Source organism: Streptomyces canarius, from assembly GCF_014650735.1.
GTDB lineage: Bacteria > Actinomycetota > Actinomycetes > Streptomycetales > Streptomycetaceae > Streptomyces > Streptomyces olivaceoviridis.
On sequence record NZ_BMVN01000028.1, the window covers coordinates 56,646 to 75,324 of the forward strand.

At 73.9% G+C, this 18,679-nt stretch carries 18 protein-coding genes; 10 read left to right on the forward strand and 8 right to left on the reverse strand.

Going from position 1 to position 18,679, the window contains the following annotated elements; translation table 11 throughout:
* Positions 1-117 precede the first annotated feature (117 nt).
* Positions 118-1,644 carry an RICIN domain-containing protein gene (locus IE294_RS31010; RefSeq protein ID WP_189891554.1) on the forward strand — a complete coding sequence of 509 codons (1,527 nt, stop codon included), beginning with the start codon at positions 118-120 and terminating at the stop codon, positions 1,642-1,644.
* Positions 1,645-1,744: 100 nt separating this feature from the next.
* On the opposite strand, the gene IE294_RS31015 is transcribed toward IE294_RS31010, so the two are convergent.
* Entirely contained in the window at positions 1,745-1,966 is a 222-nt protein-coding gene (locus IE294_RS31015; RefSeq protein ID WP_189891556.1) for a hypothetical protein, read from the reverse strand.
* Positions 1,967-2,083: 117 nt separating this feature from the next.
* On the opposite strand from IE294_RS31015, the gene IE294_RS31020 reads away from it, so the two are divergent.
* The gene (locus IE294_RS31020) at positions 2,084-3,754 is read left to right on the forward strand and encodes a hypothetical protein (protein WP_189891558.1); all 1,671 of its coding nucleotides are present in this window, start codon (positions 2,084-2,086) and stop codon (positions 3,752-3,754) included.
* A 6-nt stretch (positions 3,755-3,760) separates the two neighbouring features.
* Here the strand turns inward: IE294_RS31020 and hutI are convergent, their stop codons facing one another.
* From hutI to hutU, 4 genes are all read right to left on the reverse strand, one after another.
* On the reverse strand, positions 3,761-4,936 hold the full coding sequence (hutI, locus tag IE294_RS31025) for an imidazolonepropionase (RefSeq protein ID WP_189891560.1): 1,176 nt from the start codon (positions 4,934-4,936) through the stop codon (positions 3,761-3,763).
* 29 nt (positions 4,937-4,965) lie between these two features.
* Positions 4,966-6,303, reverse strand: coding sequence for a formimidoylglutamate deiminase (locus IE294_RS31030; protein ID WP_189891562.1), 1,338 nt, complete (start codon positions 6,301-6,303; stop codon positions 4,966-4,968).
* Complete coding sequence (locus IE294_RS31035) at positions 6,300-7,502, reverse strand: allantoate amidohydrolase (protein ID WP_229917445.1); 1,203 nt, start codon at positions 7,500-7,502, stop codon at positions 6,300-6,302. The genes IE294_RS31030 and IE294_RS31035 overlap by 4 nt, the downstream gene beginning before the upstream one ends.
* A 77-nt stretch (positions 7,503-7,579) precedes the next feature.
* Positions 7,580-9,244, reverse strand: coding sequence for a urocanate hydratase (gene hutU / locus IE294_RS31040; RefSeq protein WP_189891565.1), 1,665 nt, complete (start codon positions 9,242-9,244; stop codon positions 7,580-7,582).
* 140 nt (positions 9,245-9,384) lie between these two features.
* On the opposite strand from hutU, the gene IE294_RS31045 reads away from it, so the two are divergent.
* The 5 genes from IE294_RS31045 (at position 9,385) to IE294_RS31065 (ending at position 13,086) form a co-directional block, all read left to right on the forward strand.
* Positions 9,385-10,788 (forward strand): type III PLP-dependent enzyme domain-containing protein, encoded by a 1,404-nt coding sequence (locus IE294_RS31045; protein WP_189891567.1) that lies wholly within the window; start codon positions 9,385-9,387, stop codon positions 10,786-10,788.
* 149 nt (positions 10,789-10,937) lie between these two features.
* Positions 10,938-11,321, forward strand: coding sequence for a hypothetical protein (locus IE294_RS31050; RefSeq protein ID WP_014673138.1), 384 nt, complete (start codon positions 10,938-10,940; stop codon positions 11,319-11,321).
* Positions 11,318-12,190: a transcriptional regulator gene (locus IE294_RS31055; RefSeq protein ID WP_189891569.1), complete on the forward strand. Its 873-nt coding sequence runs from the start codon at positions 11,318-11,320 to the stop codon at positions 12,188-12,190. Before IE294_RS31050 ends, IE294_RS31055 begins: the two co-directional genes overlap by 4 nt.
* Positions 12,191-12,221: 31 nt before the next feature.
* Positions 12,222-12,701, forward strand: a complete 480-nt coding sequence (locus tag IE294_RS31060) for a roadblock/LC7 domain-containing protein (protein ID WP_189814240.1) — start codon at positions 12,222-12,224, stop codon at positions 12,699-12,701.
* 10 nt (positions 12,702-12,711) lie between these two features.
* Positions 12,712-13,086 carry a roadblock/LC7 domain-containing protein gene (locus IE294_RS31065; protein ID WP_189891571.1) on the forward strand — a complete coding sequence of 125 codons (375 nt, stop codon included), beginning with the start codon at positions 12,712-12,714 and terminating at the stop codon, positions 13,084-13,086.
* A gap of 7 nt (positions 13,087-13,093) precedes the next feature.
* On the opposite strand, the gene IE294_RS31070 is transcribed toward IE294_RS31065, so the two are convergent.
* Complete coding sequence (locus IE294_RS31070) at positions 13,094-13,648, reverse strand: hypothetical protein (protein ID WP_189891573.1); 555 nt, start codon at positions 13,646-13,648, stop codon at positions 13,094-13,096.
* A gap of 132 nt (positions 13,649-13,780) precedes the next feature.
* The gene (locus tag IE294_RS31075; protein ID WP_189891575.1) at positions 13,781-14,623 is read right to left on the reverse strand and encodes a MurR/RpiR family transcriptional regulator; all 843 of its coding nucleotides are present in this window, start codon (positions 14,621-14,623) and stop codon (positions 13,781-13,783) included.
* A 129-nt stretch (positions 14,624-14,752) separates the two neighbouring features.
* Here IE294_RS31075 and IE294_RS31080 point away from each other — a divergent pair, with 129 nt between their 5' ends.
* Both IE294_RS31080 and IE294_RS31085 read left to right on the forward strand, forming a co-directional pair.
* The gene (locus tag IE294_RS31080) at positions 14,753-16,165 is read left to right on the forward strand and encodes a purine-cytosine permease family protein (RefSeq protein ID WP_189891577.1); all 1,413 of its coding nucleotides are present in this window, start codon (positions 14,753-14,755) and stop codon (positions 16,163-16,165) included.
* A gap of 10 nt (positions 16,166-16,175) precedes the next feature.
* On the forward strand, positions 16,176-16,625 hold the full coding sequence (locus IE294_RS31085) for a hypothetical protein (protein WP_189891579.1): 450 nt from the start codon (positions 16,176-16,178) through the stop codon (positions 16,623-16,625).
* A 31-nt stretch (positions 16,626-16,656) separates the two neighbouring features.
* On the opposite strand, the gene IE294_RS31090 is transcribed toward IE294_RS31085, so the two are convergent.
* Positions 16,657-17,418, reverse strand: coding sequence for an SDR family oxidoreductase (locus IE294_RS31090; RefSeq protein WP_189891581.1), 762 nt, complete (start codon positions 17,416-17,418; stop codon positions 16,657-16,659).
* A gap of 147 nt (positions 17,419-17,565) precedes the next feature.
* On the opposite strand from IE294_RS31090, the gene IE294_RS31095 reads away from it, so the two are divergent.
* Positions 17,566-18,420, forward strand: coding sequence for a helix-turn-helix transcriptional regulator (locus IE294_RS31095; protein ID WP_189891583.1), 855 nt, complete (start codon positions 17,566-17,568; stop codon positions 18,418-18,420).
* Positions 18,421-18,679: the final 259 nt, after the last annotated feature.

Below are 18,679 nucleotides of genomic sequence, written 5' to 3' on the forward strand. Positions count from 1 at the left end.
GCCCAACCGTTATGCGGTTCCTCACGGAAACCTCTGCCCGGGGCCTTCCCCGTCCACCACCATGGGTCCCCAGACTGGCTGGTATGTCAGCGGCCTTCTCGGGACGGAGGGTGTTGCATGGCTGAGCGGGGCCACGCCACGGCGGGGGACCACGACAACGCGCCGGACGCACGGCTGACCGGACTGCTGCGCTCCCCCGCGCCCACGGCCTACCCGGCGTTGCGGGAGCTGCGCCACCGCCACCACCCGGCGGTCCTCGCCTACGCCCGGCTGTGCGCGACGAGCGAGCCCGCGGCCAGGCGGCTGGCGGCGGAGACGTTCACCACGGCGGCCCGCGAGACGGCCCGGGGCGTCGAACCGCCCCTCCCCCTGCGCCACCGGCTGCTGCTGCTCACCGTGCGGCTGGCGGCGGACTGGGCGCGCGACGAACGCGCCGCGGGCGTCGACCCGGGCCTGCTGCTGGTGCTGACCACGGCCGGCCGCCCGGGGGGCCCGACCCCGCCCCTGCTCCCGGCCTTCCAGTCGCTGCCGTCCCGCGCCCAGGGACTGCTCTGGTACGGCGTCCTCGACGCGGAACCCGAGGAGCGCACCGCCGCCTTCCTCGGCCTCGGCCGCGCGGACGTCCCCCACGACACCCCGCGGGCCCTCACCGCCCTGGCCGGGGCCTGCCTGCGGCACCGGCTGGCCGCCTCCGACGACCCGCGCTGCGCGGACTTCCGGCGGCTGATCGAGGAGGCGGTACGGCCGGACGCCCCGCGTCGCAGCGCCGACCTGGACACCCACATGGCGCGCTGCCCGCACTGCACGGCCGCGTTCGAGGAGGTGCGGGAGCTGCGGGACGCGCCCCGGCAGACCCTGGCCGAGGGCCTGCTGCCGTGGCGCGGAACGACGTACCTGCGCCGGGACGAGCGCCCCGGACCCGCCGCCGTACCCACGACGGCGGCCCCGCCGGGCCGGCCGCCCCGCGGTCGCGTCCTGCTGGGCTCGGCGGCCCTGGGCGTGGCGTTGACCCCGCTGCTGGTCCTCCTGTTCAGCCCCGCGCACTCCACCGACCGGCGCCCGGCGGCGCCCCCCGCAGCCTCCTCGGTGACGGTGACGGCAACGGTCTCGCTCCCCCCGCCGCCGTCCCCCTCCCCGTCCCCCACGTCCGAACCCCCGTCCCCCACCCCGCCTTCACACCGCCCGACTCCCACCCCGCCCCGCCGCGAGACGCCCCGTCCGACGCCCCCGCCCGCCCCGCCGGGCGCCGCCTACGCCCAGGTGGTCAACCTCGCCACGGGCCGTTGCCTGGACATCCGCGACGGCGACCTGGCGAAGGGCGACGACGTCGTCACGGCCCCCTGCGACTCCTCCGCGACCCAGCGCTGGAGCGTCGACGCCTCCCTGGGCGTGCTCCGCTCGGCGGCCGACGACGACTTCTGCCTGGACAGCCGGGGCTCGGCCGACCGGGGCGTGGGCATCTGGGAGTGCGACTCGGTCCACGGCCGCAACGGCGAGAACCTCCGCTTCACCGTCGGCCCCGACGGCACGATCCGCCCGGCCGTCGCCGTCGGGACGGCGGTGACCCCGGACGACGGCGACGGCGTGTCCCTGCGCGCCCTGTCCAACGGCCGTGGGCAGCGGTGGCGGGCGGGGGCGCGGTGAAAGCGGCGGACACGACCGTTCGACCGCGGCCGCGCCGGCGGAGTCGGGCGGTAGACCACCGTTCGCGCGGGAATCCTCCTGTCGCCCGGGTCTGCGCCGCTCACCGGCTCCGGCTGGCGATCAGCGCGGTGCGGGTCCATGCGATGAGCTGCCGCACGATCGCCGTGGCACGAGCGCTGTGCGCCGGCAGGAACGGGAGTACGACCAACGCCGGCGTACAGGCGAGGGTGACGACAAGCAGCGGAACGATTGCGCAGAGGACGACAAGGACACGTTGCAGCCAGCGGCTGCCCGCGACCACGGCGGTCCAGGACGGTGTCATGGTTCGACGGCTCCAATCCGTGGGAGGGACTCTCCGGGACACCACCGTGCAGAAGCGCGCACCCGTTGCGGCAGACGCACGGGTTGCCGATGCGAGGTCAACAAGAGGGGGATCTCAGTGACGGAGGCGCTGCCTGCGACCAGGGGTTCGGGGAGCCTGGAGCGGGGTGGGATCCCCGAGGTCGCCGCACTCGGCAACGCGTTGACCACGCTCTTCAACACCCTGGGGATGTCCCAGAGCGCGTACGCGGTCCGCGTCTCGCTCGACAAGTCGGTGGTGTCACGAGCGCTCCGCGGCCGACGAGTGGCCACGCAGGACTTCATCGACCGGCTGGTCCGCGAGGTGGAATCCGTGCGCGGCACCCCTGTTCAGCCCGAGGTCCACTCGAAGCTGCGCGCACTGCGCCTGGCGGCCCTGCGCGTGTGCGACCCGGCCGTGTACGAACTGGAGTCGCTGCGGGCCGAGATGGAGAAGACGCAGCGCGAGGCCGAGCTCCTGGCCAGACACCAAGAGGCGCTGCACGACCTGCTGGAGAAGAAGGAGCATCAGATCGCACGGCTGCACGCCGAATTGCAGCAGGTACGCCAGGACTGGTTCGCCGGCCGGCCCAGCGCCGGTGGCGCGGATGTGGAGGCGCCGGCCGAACACGTCGCCGACAACGACAGCCTGGCCCACGAGGTCGCCCGGCTCCGGGCCGAGCTGGCAGAGGTGGTCGCCGCCCGCGCCAACGCCGAACGCCGATGCGCCGCTCTGGAAACCCAGGTCAGGGAGATGGAGGAGGAACTGGCCGCGCGCGTTGGGGAGGGTGGCGGTATCGCGCTCCCCCTGGAGATCCTTCAGGACCAGCTGACGGCGCACTGGGAAACGGGCCGTACCAGGGAAGCGGCCCGTGACCTCACCGAGGCGGCGCTGACCCGGCCCGTGGACGAGCTCTCCGACCTGGTCGCCTGGCTGGACCACCGCGGCGACCGACTGCACGGCGACCACGTCGTGCGTGAGGTGGCCCGCGTCCGCAGCGTCGAGGACGTGGCCGCTTTCGGCAAGCGCACACTGGACCGGCAGTGGACACCATCCTTCGCCCACCAAGCCGCCAAGAGGGCCGGGCTCCTCGCCGCCGAGGCCTGTCTGGTCATGACGCCGCAGGACATCGCGGTACTCCACACCCTGTGGCCGGACCAGTGGGATCCGGGAACGGATCAGATCCTGATGCTGCGCCCGGCAGGGCCGCACAGCGTCCTCGCCGCTCTGCTGGAGTCCCCGCGCGGCCTGGACGATATGGCTCAGGTCATGGCACGCATCCCGGCCGATGAGAAGGCCGCGGTCAGGAACCTTCACCCAGCGGCGTTCGGCCGTATCGGCGAACACACGCTGACGCTCCTGCTGCTGGCGTCGAAGTCCGAGTGGCGTGAGCTCCATTCCCTGCTCATCACCGATTTCGCGAGAAGGCTCGACACGGATCACGTGTGGCTGGCCGTGCACGACGCCTGGCTGGGACGGATGTCCGGCGAGCACTGGCGGTCCTTGACCCGCACCCTCCTGGACAGCCTGTCCCTGGAGCAGTTCTCGCGTGTCTTCACCGGTGTCTGCAAGGCGCACCAGGACCTGCTCACGCCCCAGGGGCTGGGCCGAACACCCCTGTTCGTGATGCTTCAGGAGATCAGCGACCGCGGGCTGCTCCCCGACTTCGCCAAGACAGCCGGGAGCAGGCCTGCCCTTCTGCCCGGACGCCGGAAGGAACGCGCGCTGGCGCGCAGTGCGTTGATCGCCTGGCGCACGGCCCAGGACTGACGGCGCTCACACCACCCGGACCCCGCGCCGCCACACGCCGCTGACCAGGGGTACGCCCGGGCGGTAGGCCAGGTGCACGTGGCTGGGGGCGTCCAGGAGGGTCAGGTCGGCCAGGGCGCCGGGGGTGAGGCGGCCGATGTCCGTGCGGCGCAGGGCCGCCGCGCCGCCCGCGGTGGCCGACCAGACCGCCTCGTCCGGGGTCATCCGCATGTCGCGGACGGCCAGGGCGATGCAGAAGGGGAGGGAGGAGGTGAAGGACGAGCCGGGGTTGCAGTCGGTGGACAGGGCGACCGTCACGCCCGCGTCCAGCAGCCGACGGGCGTCCGGCCACTCGGCGCGGGTGGAGAACTCGGCGCCGGGGAGCAGGGTGGCGACCGTCGCGCTGTTGGCCAGGGCGTCCACGTCCGCGTCCGTGAGGTGGGTGCAGTGGTCGGCGCTCGCCGCGTCCAGTTCGACGGCCAGCTGGACGCCGGGGCCGTGGGAGAGCTGGTTGGCGTGGATGCGCGGGTGCAGGCCCTTCGCCTTGCCGGCCGTGAGGATCGCGCGGGCCTGGTCGCCGTCGAAGGCGCCCTTCTCGCAGAAGACGTCGATCCAGCGGGCGTGCGGCGCGCAGGCGTCCAGCATCTCGCCGGTGACCAGGGCGACGTAGGCGGCCGGGTCGTCGGCGTAGTCCGGGGAGACGATGTGCGCGCCGAGGTACGTGACCTCGTCGGTGTGCCGCGCCGCGAGGCGCAGGGCGCGGGACTCGTCCTCGACGGTGAGGCCGTAGCCCGACTTGGTCTCGAAGGTGGTCGTGCCCTGGCGGAGGGCCTCGTCGAGGTAGCGGGTGAGGTTCGCCTCCAGTTCCGCGTCGCTCGCGGCCCGGGTGGCCGCGACCGTGGTGCGGATGCCGCCGGCCGTGTAGGAGCGGCCGGACATGCGGGCGTTGAACTCCTGCGTCCGGTCGCCCGCGAAGACCAGGTGGGAGTGGGAGTCCACGAAGCCCGGCAGCACCGCCCGGCCGCCCGCGTCGACCCGGTTGTCAGTGGCGGGTGCTTTGCTTGACTCACCGGTCCACACGACACGGTCGCCGTCGATGACGACGGCCGCGTCCTGGACCAGGCCGAGGGGGGAGTTGTCGCCCAGGGAGGGGTCGTTGGTGACCAGCGTGGCGATGTTGGTGATGACGGTGCTGCTGCTCATGGTGTCGTCCTCGTGGGGGTCGGCGTTGCTCAGCCGCGCAGGGCTTCGACGGCGGCGGCCAGCGCCTGCGGCACATGGGGTACGAGCGTGTGCACGCCGTCGCGTACGACGTGCCGGCCGCCCACGACCGTGTGCCGTACGTCCGCCGCGCTCGCCGCGAATACGGCCGTCTCGGCGCCCAGCCTGGGCAGTGTCCCGGCCGTCCTGACCGAGTCCAGGGCGATCGTCGTCAGGTCGGCGAGCGCGCCGGGCTCGATGGCGCCGGCGTCGTCCCAGCCGAGGGCGGCGTGGCCGTCGGCGGTGGCGGCCCGCAGCAGGGCGGCGGCCGTCCAGTGGCCCCGGGTGCGGGTGCGCAGCCGCTCGTTCAGCTCCATGGCGCGCGCCTCTTCGAGCAGGTCGATGACGGCGTGGCTGTCGGAGCCGAGGGAGAGCGGGGAGCCGGCCCGCTGGAGGGCGACGGCCGGGCCGATGCCGTCGGCCAGGTCCCGTTCGGTCGTCGGGCACATGCAGGTGCCGGTGCCCGAGTCGCCGAGCAGGGTGATGTCCTCGTCGGTGAGGTGGGTGTTGTGCACCCCGGTGGTGCGCGGCCCGAGGACGCCGTGGTCGGCGAGCAGCCGGGTGGGCGTGCGGCCGTGCGCGGCGAGGCAGGCGTCGTTCTCGGCGGTCTGCTCCGACAGGTGCACGTGCAGCGGGGCCCGCCGCTCCTCGGCCCAGCGTGCCACGGTCGCCAACTGCCGGGCGGGCACGGCCCGTACGGAGTGGATCGCCGCCCCGATCCGCGCGTGGTCCCGCTCCTTGAGAACTGCACAGCGTTCGGCCCATGCCTCCGCGCTGCCGTCGGAGAACCGCTGCTGGTGGGCGGTGGGCGGCTCGCCGAAGCCGGCGGAGAGGTAGCAGGTGTCGAGGAGGGTGATCCGGATGCCGGCCTCGGCGGCGGCGGCGATCAGCGCCTCCCCCATGGCGTTGGGGTCGGCGTAGGGGGTGCCGCCGGGGGCGTGGTGCACGTAGTGGAACTCGCCGACACAGGTGATGCCGGCGAGGGCCATCTCGGCGTACACCGCGCGGGCCAGGGCCTGATAGGTCTCCGGGGTCAGACGGTCGGCGACGGAGTACATCACCTCGCGCCAGGTCCAGAAGGTCCCGGAGCCGACCTGGACGGTGCCGCGCAGTGCCCGGTGGAAGGCGTGGCTGTGGGCGTTGGCGAGCCCCGGCAGGGTGAGCCCGCGCAGCACCTCGGCGCCGGGCGGCGGCGTGGGCGTCCCGGTGCGCACGGCAGCGATCCGGCCGTCCGCCACCTCCACCGTGACCCCCGGCTCGACATAGGTGCCGAGCCAGGCGTGCTCCAGCCAGTAGGTCCCCTTGGTCACCTGCGGACCAGTCCTTCCAGTACGTCGGCGAGTGCGCGCACCCCGGCCAGGCAGTCGTCCTCGGCGGCGGACTCGGCCGGGGAGTGCGAGACACCGGTGGGGTTGCGCACGAACAGCATGGCGGTCGGGATGCTCCCGGAGAGGATCCCGGCGTCGTGTCCCGCGCCGGTCCCGAGGACGGGCACCGTGAGGCCGGTGTCCTTGCCCAGGATGCGGCCGAGTTCGTCCCGCAGGGCGTGGTCGAACTCCACGACCGGGGTGAAGGACTCCCGGACGACGTCGAGGTCGATGCCGTGGGCGTCGGCGTACTCCCGGGCCGCCTTCTCGATGCCGCCGACCACCGTGTCCAGGGTGTCCTGGTCGGCGGCCCGGGAGTCGAGCCATCCGCGTACGAGGGAGGGGATCGCGTTCACCCCGTTGGGCTCGACGGCGATCTTCCCGAAGGTGGCCACGGCACCGGCGAGTTCGGCCTCGCGGCGGGCGGCGAGCACGGTCTCGGCGTACGACAGCATCGGGTCGCGGCGGTCCACCAGCCGGGTGGTGCCGGCGTGGTTGGCCTCGCCCCGGAAGTCGAACCGCCACCGCCCGTGCGGCCAGATGGCACTGGCGATGCCGACCCGGTCGCCGGACAGGTCCAGCGCGCGGCCCTGTTCGACGTGCAGCTCCACGAAGGCGCCGATCCGGGCCAGCCGCTCGGGGTCGGGCCCGATGGCGTCGGGGTCGTACCCGGCCGCCTCCATGGCCCGGGGCAGGGTGATCCCGTCCCCGTCGGTGAGCCGGTGGGCCTGCTCGGCGGTGAGCTGCCCGGCGGTGAGCCGGGAGCCGACGCAGGCGAGTCCGAACCGGGCGCCCTCCTCGTCCCCGAAGTTGACGATGGCGAGCGGCTTGGCGAACTCGACGTCCCGGCCGCGCAGTTCGTCCAGCGCGGCGAAGGACGACACGACCCCGAGGGGCCCGTCGAAGGCCCCGCCGTCCGGCACGGAGTCCAGGTGCGACCCGGTGACGACGGCGTCCCCGGCGGCCGGATCCCCCAGCCAGGCCCACTGGTTCCCGTTCCGGTCGACCTCGTGGGCGAGCCCGCGGTCCTCGGCCTGCTGCCGGAACCAGGCCCGGCACTCGGCGTCCGCCCCGGTCCAGGCGTAGCGCCGGTAACCGCCGGAGTCGGGGTGCCGGCCGACGGGGAGCAGCTCGCGCCACATCTCCTGGAAGGAGGTCCCGGGCCGGCGGACGTCGTTCCGCTGGGCGGGAGAGTCGCCGTGCCCGCCCTCGCCTGCCGTCACGCCTCGTCACCCTCACGCATGGGCACGCGGACCCCCCGCTCGGCCGCGACCGACTCGGCGATGTCGTAGCCCGCGTCCACGTGCCGGATGACACCCATCCCGGGGTCGTTGGTGAGGACGCGCCGGATCTTCTCGCCACCCAGCTTCGTACCGTCGGCCACGGTGACCTGACCGGCGTGGATGGACCGCCCCATGCCCACGCCGCCACCGTGGTGGATGGACACCCAGGAGGCGCCCGAGGCCACGTTGACCATCGCGTTCAGCAGCGGCCAGTCGGCGATCGCGTCGGACCCGTCGAGCATGGCCTCGGTCTCCCGGTACGGCGAGGCGACGGACCCGCAGTCGAGGTGGTCACGGCCGATGGCCAGCGGCGCGGCCAGCTCACCGCTCGCCACCATGTCGTTGAACCGCTCGCCGGCCTTGTCCCGCTCGCCGTAGCCGAGCCAGCAGATGCGGGCGGGCAGGCCCTGGAAGTGGACGCGCTCGCCGGCCATCTTGATCCAGCGGGCGAGGGACTCGTTCTCGGGGAACAGCTCCAGGATCGCCTTGTCGGTCTTGGCGATGTCGGCCGGGTCGCCGGACAGGGCCGCCCAGCGGAAGGGGCCCTTGCCCTCGCAGAACAGCGGGCGGATGTAGGCGGGGACGAAGCCGGGGAAGGCGAACGCCCGGTCGTAGCCGGCGAGCTGGGCCTCGCCCCGGATGGAGTTGCCGTAGTCGAAGACCTCGGCGCCGGCGTCCATGAAGCCGACCATGGCCTCGACGTGCTTCGCCATGGACTCGCGCGCGCGGGTGGTGAAGCCGGCCGGGTCCTTGGCCGCCTCGGCGGCCATGTCCTCGAAGGCCACGCCCACCGGGAGGTACGCCAGCGGGTCGTGGGCGGAGGTCTGGTCGGTGACGATGTCGATGGGGGCGTTCATCGCGAGGAGCTGCGGGACCAGTTCGGCCGCGTTGCCGAGGACGCCGATGGACAGCGGGCGGCGCGCGTCCCGGGCCTCGACGGCCAGCCGGAGCGCGTGGTCCAGGGAGTCGGCCCTGACGTCCAGGTAGCGGTGCTCGATGCGGCGCTCGATGGCGCGCGGGTCGCAGTCGACGCAGATCGCGACGCCGTCGTTCATGGTCACGGCGAGCGGCTGGGCGCCGCCCATGCCGCCGAGGCCGGCGGTCAGGGTGATGGTGCCGGCCAGGGTGCCGCCGAACTTCTTCGCGGCGACGGCGGCGAAGGTCTCGTAGGTGCCCTGGAGGATGCCCTGGGTGCCGATGTAGATCCAGGAGCCGGCGGTCATCTGGCCGTACATGGTCAGGCCGAGGGCCTCCAGGCGGCGGAACTCCTCCCAGTTGGCCCAGTCGCCGACCAGGTTGGAGTTGGCGATGAGGACGCGCGGGGCCCACTCGTGGGTCTGCATCACGCCGACCGGGCGGCCGGACTGGACCAGCATGGTCTCGTCCTGCTTGAGGGTCTTCAGGGTGCGGACCATGGCGTCGAAGGAGCGCCAGTCACGGGCGGCCTTGCCGGTGCCGCCGTAGACGACGAGCTTGTCGGGGTGCTCGGCGACCTCGGGGTCGAGATTGTTCTGGAGCATGCGCAGGGCGGCTTCCTGCTGCCAGCCCAGGGCGTTCAGTTCCGTGCCGCGCGGTGCTCGTACGGGGCGGGGTCCCGACATCGTCTGCCTCCTCCAGTGCCTACGTCTATTCACATCCTGTAGGTCTGAATAGAGCTAGTCAATACGGCGGGACGGCCCCGTCCGCGCGCGGCGGGTGTTTGGCTGGATGCACCGGTAGCCGGGAGTAGGACGGAGAAGCCGTGGCGGAGATCGAGACGGTCGGGGACATCGGGAGCGAGGCGCGGGGGCGGGCGGCCCGCCGGGACCGGGCCGTGCGGGCCGCCGTCGAGCGGGGACTGCTGGGTCCGGACGCGGCCGTGGTGGGCCTGCTGGACGTCGTCGGCATCCGGGAGTCGGCGGCGGCGCTGCGGGCGGCGTTCGACGCGGTCGTGCCGCCCGGCACACCGGTGCTGCACGCCTTCGCGGTGAAGGCGACCCCGCTGGTGCCGGTGGTGCGGCTGCTGCACGAGGCGGGCATCGGCGCGGAGGTGGCGAGCCCCGGCGAGCTGGCGCTGGCCCGGACGGCCGGGGTGCCGCCCGCCCGGACGGTGCTGGACTCGCCGGCCAAGACCCCGGCCGAGTTGCGCGAGGCGCTGGCCCTGGGCATCGCGGTGAACGCGGACAACCCGCAGGAACTGGACCGGCTCGACGCCCTCGTGCGTGCCACGCCCACCCGGTCCCCGCTCGGTCTCCGGGTCAACCCGCAGATCGGCGGCGGCACCATCGGGGCGACCTCCACGGCGACGCGGACCTCGAAGTTCGGGGTGGCGCTGCGGGACGCGGGGGCGCGCGACTGGGTCGTCCGGGCGTACGCGGAGCGGCCGTGGCTGACCCGGCTGCACGCGCACACCGGCTCGCAGGGCATCCCGCTGCCGCTGCTGGCGCGGGGCGTGGCGGAGGTGTACGCGCTCGCGGAGGAGATCAACGCGGTCGTCGGGCGGCGGCAGGTCGACACGGTCGACATCGGCGGCGGGCTGCCGGTGAACCTCGCGTCGGAGGAGACGACACCGTCGTACGCCGCCTACGCGCGGCTGCTCGCCGAGCAGGTGCCGGGACTGTTCGACGGGCGGTACGGGCTGGTGACCGAGTTCGGGCGGTCGCTGCTGGCCAAGTACGGGACGGTGGTGGCCCGGGTGGAGTACGCCAAGAGCGCGGGCGGGCGGCGGATCGCGGTGACGCACGCGGGCGTGCAGGTGGCGACGCGGACGGTGTACGTGCCGGGGGCGTGGCCGCTGCGGATCGCCGCGTACGACGCCGGGGGGCGGCCGAAGGCGGGGCCGGAGGTGGTGCAGGACGTGGCCGGGCCGGCCTGCTTCTCGGGCGACCTGCTCGCCGAGGGGCGCGCGCTGCCGCTGCTGGAGCAGGGCGACTACGCGGCGGCGCTGGACACGGGCGCGTACTACTTCGCCCACCACTACGCGTACAACTCCCTCGCCCGGCCGGGCATCCACGGCTACGCGCCGGACGGCGAGGGCGGCGTCGCCTTCGCCACCGTACGGGAGCCGCAGACCGTCGAGGAGGTGGTGGCGGAGTCGGGAGGGGCGCACGCGTCCGCGCTGACCGGCCTCCCGGGCGCCACCGGCGGGCACCCTGCGCCGCGGTGATCAACTCCCGTGTCCCACAGGTCAGTTGACCCACACTAGTACGCCCGGCGCATGTTCCAGCGGAAAATGCCAAAGGCCTCACCTCCCGCACACACGTTGCGTAGTGTCGGCGTCACTCAACCGGAGTCCCAGGCGGGAGGGGAGCCACGGTGCCCGGAATCGACGAGTGCCTGCTGGAAGCGATGCGGTTGCCCGGTGCCCGGGGCGCCGCCCTGGTGGACTGGACGAGCGGACTGGCCCTCGGCGCGGTCGGGGAGGCGCCCGGCGGCGACCACGAGACGACCGCCGCCGAGGCCGCCGAACTCGCCCGGATGGCCGCCGAGCACGGCACCTTCGCGGCGGGCGGCGACGACCTGCCCCCCGTGGAGGACGTGATCATCAGCAACGGGGACAGCTACCACCTGCTGCGCTTCGTGGACACGTCCTTCGACAGCAGCGTGTTCCTGCACCTGTGGCTCGGCCGCGAGGAGGGCAACCTCGCGCTCGCCCGGATCCGGCTCGGTGAGATGGCCGCCCGGCTGGTGCTGGGATGACCGTGGTCAGCACCCCGCCGCCGGCCCTCCCGGTCCGGGACAAGGGGGCCGGGCGCGCCCTGTCCCCGATGCTCACCCGGCTCGCCGAGGAGCGGGCCACCGGCGTCCTGGTCCGCGAACACGGCGTCCTGCACCTCGCCGAGGGCCGGGTGGTGCACGCCGAGAGCCCCCTCGCCCCCGGCCTCGACGTGCTCCTCACGGCCCACGGCACCCTCGCGGCCACCGCCTGGCAGCAGGCGGCGGCCCGGACCACGGGACCCCTGCTCGCGGCCGAACTCCTGCTGCGCTCGGGGGTGCTGCCCACCGGTGCGCTGGAGCTGTGCCATCTGGACGCGCTCTACGACGCCGGGTACTTCGCGCTGGCGCCGAGCAGCACGCCGGGACGGTTCCGGTACGACTCCACACCCCGGCTCGGCCCGCTGCCCTCGGTGCCGGTGGTCGCGCTGGAACGCGAGACATTGCGCCGCCGGCTGCTGCTGCACCGGCTGTGGCCCGACCCGGCCGCCGACACCGCCCCGCTGATCCGGGCGGACCCGGCCACCGGCCGCGCCCCGGCGAACCCGGCCGGGCCCGCCACATCGGGCACGCAGGCCACCCAGGCCGCTCCCGCCACCCCGGTGACACCCCGGCAGCGGGCCGTCCTGGACCGCGTGGACGGCGTCCGCACGGCCGCCGACATCGCCCGGAACCTGGGCCGGCAGGCGTTCCACACGCTGGTCGACGTGCGCCGGCTGACGGCGGCCGGGCAGATCGCACCCCTGCCCACCGCACCGTCCGCCCCACCGCCCCCGCCCCCGCTCGGCCAGGTCACCACCGACCCCGACATCGCGCTGCTGAAGAGGCTCAGGGATGCGCTGGAGGCGCTTTGAACGGCACCGCCCCGCCGAGAGGAGAGACCTGATGGTGGCCGAAGAGGACCTGCGGACCGTCCTGGAGGAGCTGCTGCGGCTGCGCACCCGGGTACCGCAGCTCACCGGCGCCCTCGCGGCCGGCGTCGACGGCCTCGTCGTCGCCCACGACACCCCCGGGGTCGACCCGGAGGGCCTGGCCGCGCTCACCGCCGCCGCGCTCGGCGTCGCCGTGCGGGTCACCGACGCCACCGGGCACGGCGGCTTCCGGGAGCTGCTGGTGCGCGGCGAGCGCGGCTACATCGCCACCTACGCGGCCGGCCGCACCGCCGTCCTGACCCTGCTCGCGCAGGACCGGGTCAACGTCGGCCGGCTGCACCTGGAGGGGCGCCGGGCCGGCGCCCGCATCGGGGAGCTGCTGGACGCCGCCGAGGCCGTACGCCCGCTCCCGAGGACCACCCCCGCACGGACCCGCACGTCCCGCGCGCCCCGCACCACGGCCGCCGAGGCGCGCACCGCAACCGACAGCTGAGAGGACCACCATGGCCAACACCGAGACCGCGCTGAAGGAAGCCCTCACCTCCATAGAGGGCGCTACCGGTGTCGCGCTCGTCGACTACACCAGCGGGATGGCGCTGGGCACGATGGGCGGCAGCAAGACCTTCGACCTGAACGTGGCCGCCGCCGGCAACACCGACGTCATCCGCGCCAAGATGCGCACGATGGAGATGCTCGGCCTCAAGAGCGGCATCGAGGACATCTTGATCACCCTCTCCGACCAGTACCACCTGATCCGCCTGCTCAGCAGCCGCGGCGGCAACGGGCTGTTCCTGTACCTGGTCCTCGACTCCGGCCGGGCCAACCTGGCGATGGCCCGGCACCAGCTCAAGCGGATCGAGGCGGAGCTGGAGGTCTGACGGCGGCTCAGACCAGTGCGGCGGTACGGCGGCGGGCCCCGCCCGGGGCCGCGTCGCCGGCCGCGACGCCCGTACCGCGCAGGCCCTTGACGGCCTTGCCCGCCGGGCGCCCGCCGCGCCGGTCGAGCCAGTCGACGCGCACCCACAGCAGCGTCTCCCGGGCCCGCTCCAGCCGCCCGAGCCACGCGGCCTTCAGCCGCAGCCCGGTGCCGAGCCCGGCCAGCAGCATGCCGCCGGCCGCGGGCACGGCGAAGGCGGAACCGAGCGCGACCGCCCAGCCCAGCAGCAGCCACCAGCGGTGGCCCCGGCGCCAGGCGCGCACGGTCACCGCCCGGTCCTGGAGCACGTCGTACTTGCCCGCGCGGGCCACTTCGCGGGAGAGGGCGGTGTACCGGCCCCGCCGGACGAGTGCCACGACGGCCGCGCCGACGAGGAACAGCGCCGCCCCCGCCAGCACGCCGATCCGGCGCCCGGTCACCCCCTCCGGCACGGCCCCGATCCCCGCGGCGACCACCCCGAGCCACCACATCGGTGCGGCCCCGGCCCGTACGACGACGGCCACCCGAGCCAGTCCCTGTCCTCCGCGTCCTCCGCGCGCCACGTCAGCCTCCCGTGTCACGTGTCCCCAGCGCATGTGTCTCGCAGGCAAGCTAATAGCAGAACCTGAGACGAATCTGAGAGTGGCGGGGCCCGGTCATTCCACGAACAGGCCGCGGGCCGCCGCCTTCGCGTCGAACTCCTCCAGGCGGGCCTGGGCGTCCGGCAGGTCGTCGCACAGCGCCTCCAGCAGCACCCGGCCGAGCAGCATCGGCGCGCACGCGGTGTCGAAGGCGAGCCCGGTGCCGACGGCGGCGGGCAGCAGCAGGTCGGAGTGCTTGGCGACGGGCGCGAACGCGGAGTCGGCGACGGTGACCACGGTCAGGCCGGCGTCCTTGGCGTAGGCGAGGGTGTCCACGACCTCGCGCGGGTGCCGGGGCAGCGCGAAGCAGAGCAGGGCGGTGGCGCCCGCGCGGACGGCGGCGTCGATGCGGTCGTGGATCATCGTGCCGCCCTCGTGGAGCAGCCGGACGTCCGGGTGCACCTTGGCGGCGAAATAGGAGAAGCCGTACGCCTGGGAGGCGGCGGCGCGCAGGCCGAGCACCGGCAGCGGGCGGGAGGCGGCGAGGATCCGGCCGGCCCGCTGCACCGGGCGGGGGTCGGCGAGGAGCTCGGCGAGGTGCCTCAGGTTCTCGATCTCGGCCTCGACGGCCTGCTGGTACTCGTTGTAGGCGAAGACCCCGGCGGCCGGTTCGGCCGGGACGACCTCGCGCAGGTGTCTGCGCAGGGCGGGATAGCCGTCGAAGCCGAGGGCGACCGCGAACCGGGTCACCGACGGCTGGCTGACCCCGGCCAGTTCGGCCAGTTCCACGCTGGACAGGAAGGGCACGTCGGCGGCCCGGCGCACCATGCTGTGCGCGATGCGCCGCTGGGTCGGCGTGAGCCGGTGGCCCTCGAAGAGCGCCTGCAATCGGTTGGCAGGGCTGTCGGTCCCGCTCATCACGTACTCCCCCTCCGGATTCCTCGACGCCCCGGGAGAGTACAGCGCCGAGGCATTGACAAACACGGGCCTTCTATTCAGACAGTGTCTCGCTGCATACCGTTATACAGCCCAGCGTGGGGAGAACGCATGGCTCAGCTCGTGGAACTGCGCTCCATCGACGTCGTCCCGGACGAGGAACGGCACGGCACGGCCTTCAGTCAGTTCACGCTCTGGCTCGGGGCCAACCTCCAGATCACGGCCGTCGTCACGGGCGCCCTGGCGGTCGTCTTCGGCGGGGACGTGGTGTGGTCCGTCGTCGGCCTGCTGCTCGGCAACCTGCTCGGCGGCGCCGTGATGGCCCTGCACTCCGCCCAGGGCCCGAAACTCGGCCTGCCGCAGATGATCCAGTCGCGGGCGCAGTTCGGGGTGCGCGGGGCGGTCGTACCGCTGCTGCTGGTGATCGTGATGTACGTCGGCTTCTTCGCGTCCGGCAGCGTGCTCGCCGGGCAGGCGGTGGGCGAGCTGACCCACACGGACGACACCACCGGGATCATCGTCTTCGCGGCCGTCACGGCGGTCATGGCGACCGCCGGCTACCGGGTCATCCACGCCCTCGGCCGGGTCGCGAGCATCGTCTGCGCGCTCGCCTTCGTCTACCTCGCCGTACGCCTCCTGGACCGCGCCGACACCTCCGCGCTGCTGCACGACGCGCACTTCTCGCTGCCGGTGTTCCTGCTGGCGGTGTCCCTGTCGGCGTCCTGGCAGCTGGCGTTCGGCCCGTACGTGGCGGACTACTCGCGCTATCTGCCGCGGACGACGTCCACGAAGGCCACCTTCTGGTGGACGCTGTCCGGCTCGGCGCTGGGCTCCCAGTGGTCGATGACCTTCGGGGTGCTGGTCGCGGCCACGGCGGGCGAGACGTTCCTGGACAGCCAGGTCGGTTACGTCGTCGCCCTCGGCGGCACGGGCCTGGCCGCGTCCTTCTTCTCCTTCGTCATCGCGCTCGGCAAGCTCACCGTCAACGTCCTCAACACCTATGGCGGCTTCATGTCCATGGTGACGAGCGTGAGCGGCTTCCGCGGGCAGCGGCGGCTGTCCCGGGCGGGCCGGGCCGCGTACATCGGGCTGGTGATGGTCGCCGGGACCGCGGTGGCCCTGCTGGGCAAGGACAGCTTCCTGTCCTCCTTCAAGGACTTCCTGCTGTTCCTGCTGACCTTCTTCACGCCCTGGTCGGCGATCAACCTGGTCGACTACTACGTGGTCTCCAAGGAGCGGTACGACCTCCCGGCCCTCGCCGACCCGCACGGCCGCTACGGCGCCTGGCGCTGGGACGCCCTCGCCGTGTACGCGGCCGGTCTGCTCGCCCAGCTGCCGTTCCTCGCCACGAGCTTCTACACCGGCCCGCTGGTGCACCCGCTGGGCGGTGCGGACATCTCCTGGATCGTCGGTCTGGCCGTACCGGCGCTGCTGTACTGGCTGGTCGCGCGCCGCGACACGGTGGCCGGCCCGAACCCCGACCGGGGGGCTAACCCCAGTGCCGTCGAGCCGGCCGCTCCCTAGGCTGACCGCCATGAGCACACTCGATCCCCGGGACGCCGGCCTCAGGACGGACCCGAACCTGCGGAAGGACCTGGACGCGACCGTGCGCGCCCGCAGGGAACTGGGCGACGACTACGACTCCGCGCTGGTGGAGTCCTTCCTGGAGAAGGTCGAGCAGCGGATCGACGACGCGGTGGACCGCCGGGTGCGGCGCCGGCTCGCCGAGCGGCAGATGGCGACGGCCCGCGAGACCCGGCGGCCGAAGCCGGCCGACTCCTGGGGCGAGCGCTACGGCTTCGCCCTGATCACCCTGGTCCTGGCGATCCCGCTGTCCGCCATCGCGGGCGCGGTCGCCGGGCTGTCCGGGATGGTGGTCACCTGGCTCGGCATCGTCGGCGTCAACGGGGTGCAGGCCGTACGGCTCCACCCGGACCTCCTCGCCGGCCGGCGCGGCCACGACGGCACGGCGCGGGACGAGTGACGGTCGGACCGGGCGACCGCCCTCGGCGGGGTCACGCCTGCCGGGTCGGCAGCACCATGATCTGGCGCAGGTTGACGTGCCGGGGGCGGCTGGTGACGTAGGCGACGACGTCGGCGACCTCCGCCGCGGCCAGTCCCCCGATCGCCCCGAACAGCTCGTCGAGCTGCCCGGACAGCTCCGCGCTGCCGACGTGGGACGCCAGTTCGGTCTCCGTGAGTCCCGGCTCGATGTTGGTGACCCGGACGTCCCGCGGCCCCAGTTCGCCGCGCAGGCTCTGCGACAGGTAGGTGACGGCCGCCTTGGTCGCCCCGTACACCGCGTAGTTCGGGAAGGTCACGTGCGCGCCGATGGAGGAGATGTTCACCAGGTCGGCGGTGCGCCCCCCGGCCGCGGCGGCCAGCAGGTCGGCGCTGAAGGCGCGGATGACCCGCAGCACGCCGGTGACGTTCGTGTCCAGCATCCGCTGCCACTCGTCGAGCCGGCCCTCCTCGACGGGGTTCGGCAGCATGACACCGGCGTTGTTGACGACGAGGTCGACGGCGCCGAACGCCTCGTGGACCCGGTCCCGGGCGGCCGCCACGGACGCGTCGTCGGTGACGTCGGCGGCCACCGCGAGCGCCTGGCCGCCCGCCGCCCGGATCTTCTCCACCAGCGCGTCCAGCCGGTCCGCGCGCCGGGCGAGCAGCGCCACCCGGGCCCCCTCGGCGGCCAGGTGCAGGGCGACGGCCTCGCCGATGCCGCTGGCGGCCCCGGTGACCACGGCGGTACGGCCGGACAGGTTCTCGTACGACATGGGTGCTCCCTCGTGGATCGCCGGCCGGGGCTGCTCCCCGGCGGCCCGCACCACTCTCGTCACGTCCGGCCGCCCTACCCAGGGATGCGGTTTTCCTGGGTCTGCCAGTACCACGATCGACGGGCTCCGTTCCCCTACGATCGGGCCATGGACGGGGACTGGACCGAAGCAGAGGTGGGCGACTTCCTGCGCTCGCGCCGCGCCCGCATCAGGCCGGAGGAGGTCGGGCTGCCCTCACACGGGCGGCGCCGGGTGCCGGGCCTGCGCCGCGAGGAGGTGGCCCAGCTCGCGGGGGTGAGCGTCGACTACTACATCCGGCTGGAGCAGGGCCGGGGGACCAGCGTGAGCGACGCCGTGCTGGACGCGGTCGCGCGGGTGCTGCGGCTGGACGAGACGGAGCACGCGTACCTGCGCACGGTGGCGCGCCCCCGCCGGCAGCGGCGGAAGCCGGCCGGTGCGCCCCGCGTCCGGCCCGGCGTGCAGCTCCTCCTCGACGGCATGGAACGCAGCCCGTCGTTCGTGCTGGGCCGCCGCATGGACGTGCTCGCCTGGAACGCGCTCGGCGACGCGGTGGGCGGCTTCAGCCGCCTGGCACCGGACGAACGGAACGTCCCCCGGCTGGTCTTCCTCGACCCGGCCTCCCGGGAGCTGTACCCGGAGTGGACGGCGGTGGCCGCGCAGACGGTGGCCCAGTTGCGGCTGCTGGCGGGCCGGTACGCCGACGACCCCGGCCTGTGCGCGCTGGTCGGCGAACTGACGCTGAAGAGCGAGGAGTTCCGCCGGCTGTGGACGGACCACGAGGTCCGCGAGTGCGCGTTCGGCGTGAAGAAGGTGCGGCACCCGGTCGCGGGCCTGCTGACCCTGCCGTACGAGACCCTGACGGTCCCGGCGGACCCGGAACAGACGATCGTGGTGTACACGCCGGAGCCGGGTTCGGAGACGGCGGAGCGGCTGGCCGTGCTGGGGAGTTGGAACGCGACGCCGGCCGCGGCCGGCGACTGAGGAACCACGGCGGCGAGCGGCCCCGTCCGCGGCAGCGGCGCCGGTTCGGGCGCGAAGAGTTGCGCGGGGACCGCCGCACCCCCGTTTCCGGGGGGCGGGACGACGGCGGTCCCCGCGAGGGACGCGGGCCGGGTCAGGGCCGGGCTACGCGTCCGTGGCGTCCATGGAGGTCCGGGAGCCGCTCCGGAGGTCCTTGGCGCCGTTCGGCGCCGGCCTGGGCGGGGAGCCGCTCCCACCCCTGCCGACACCCACTACTGTG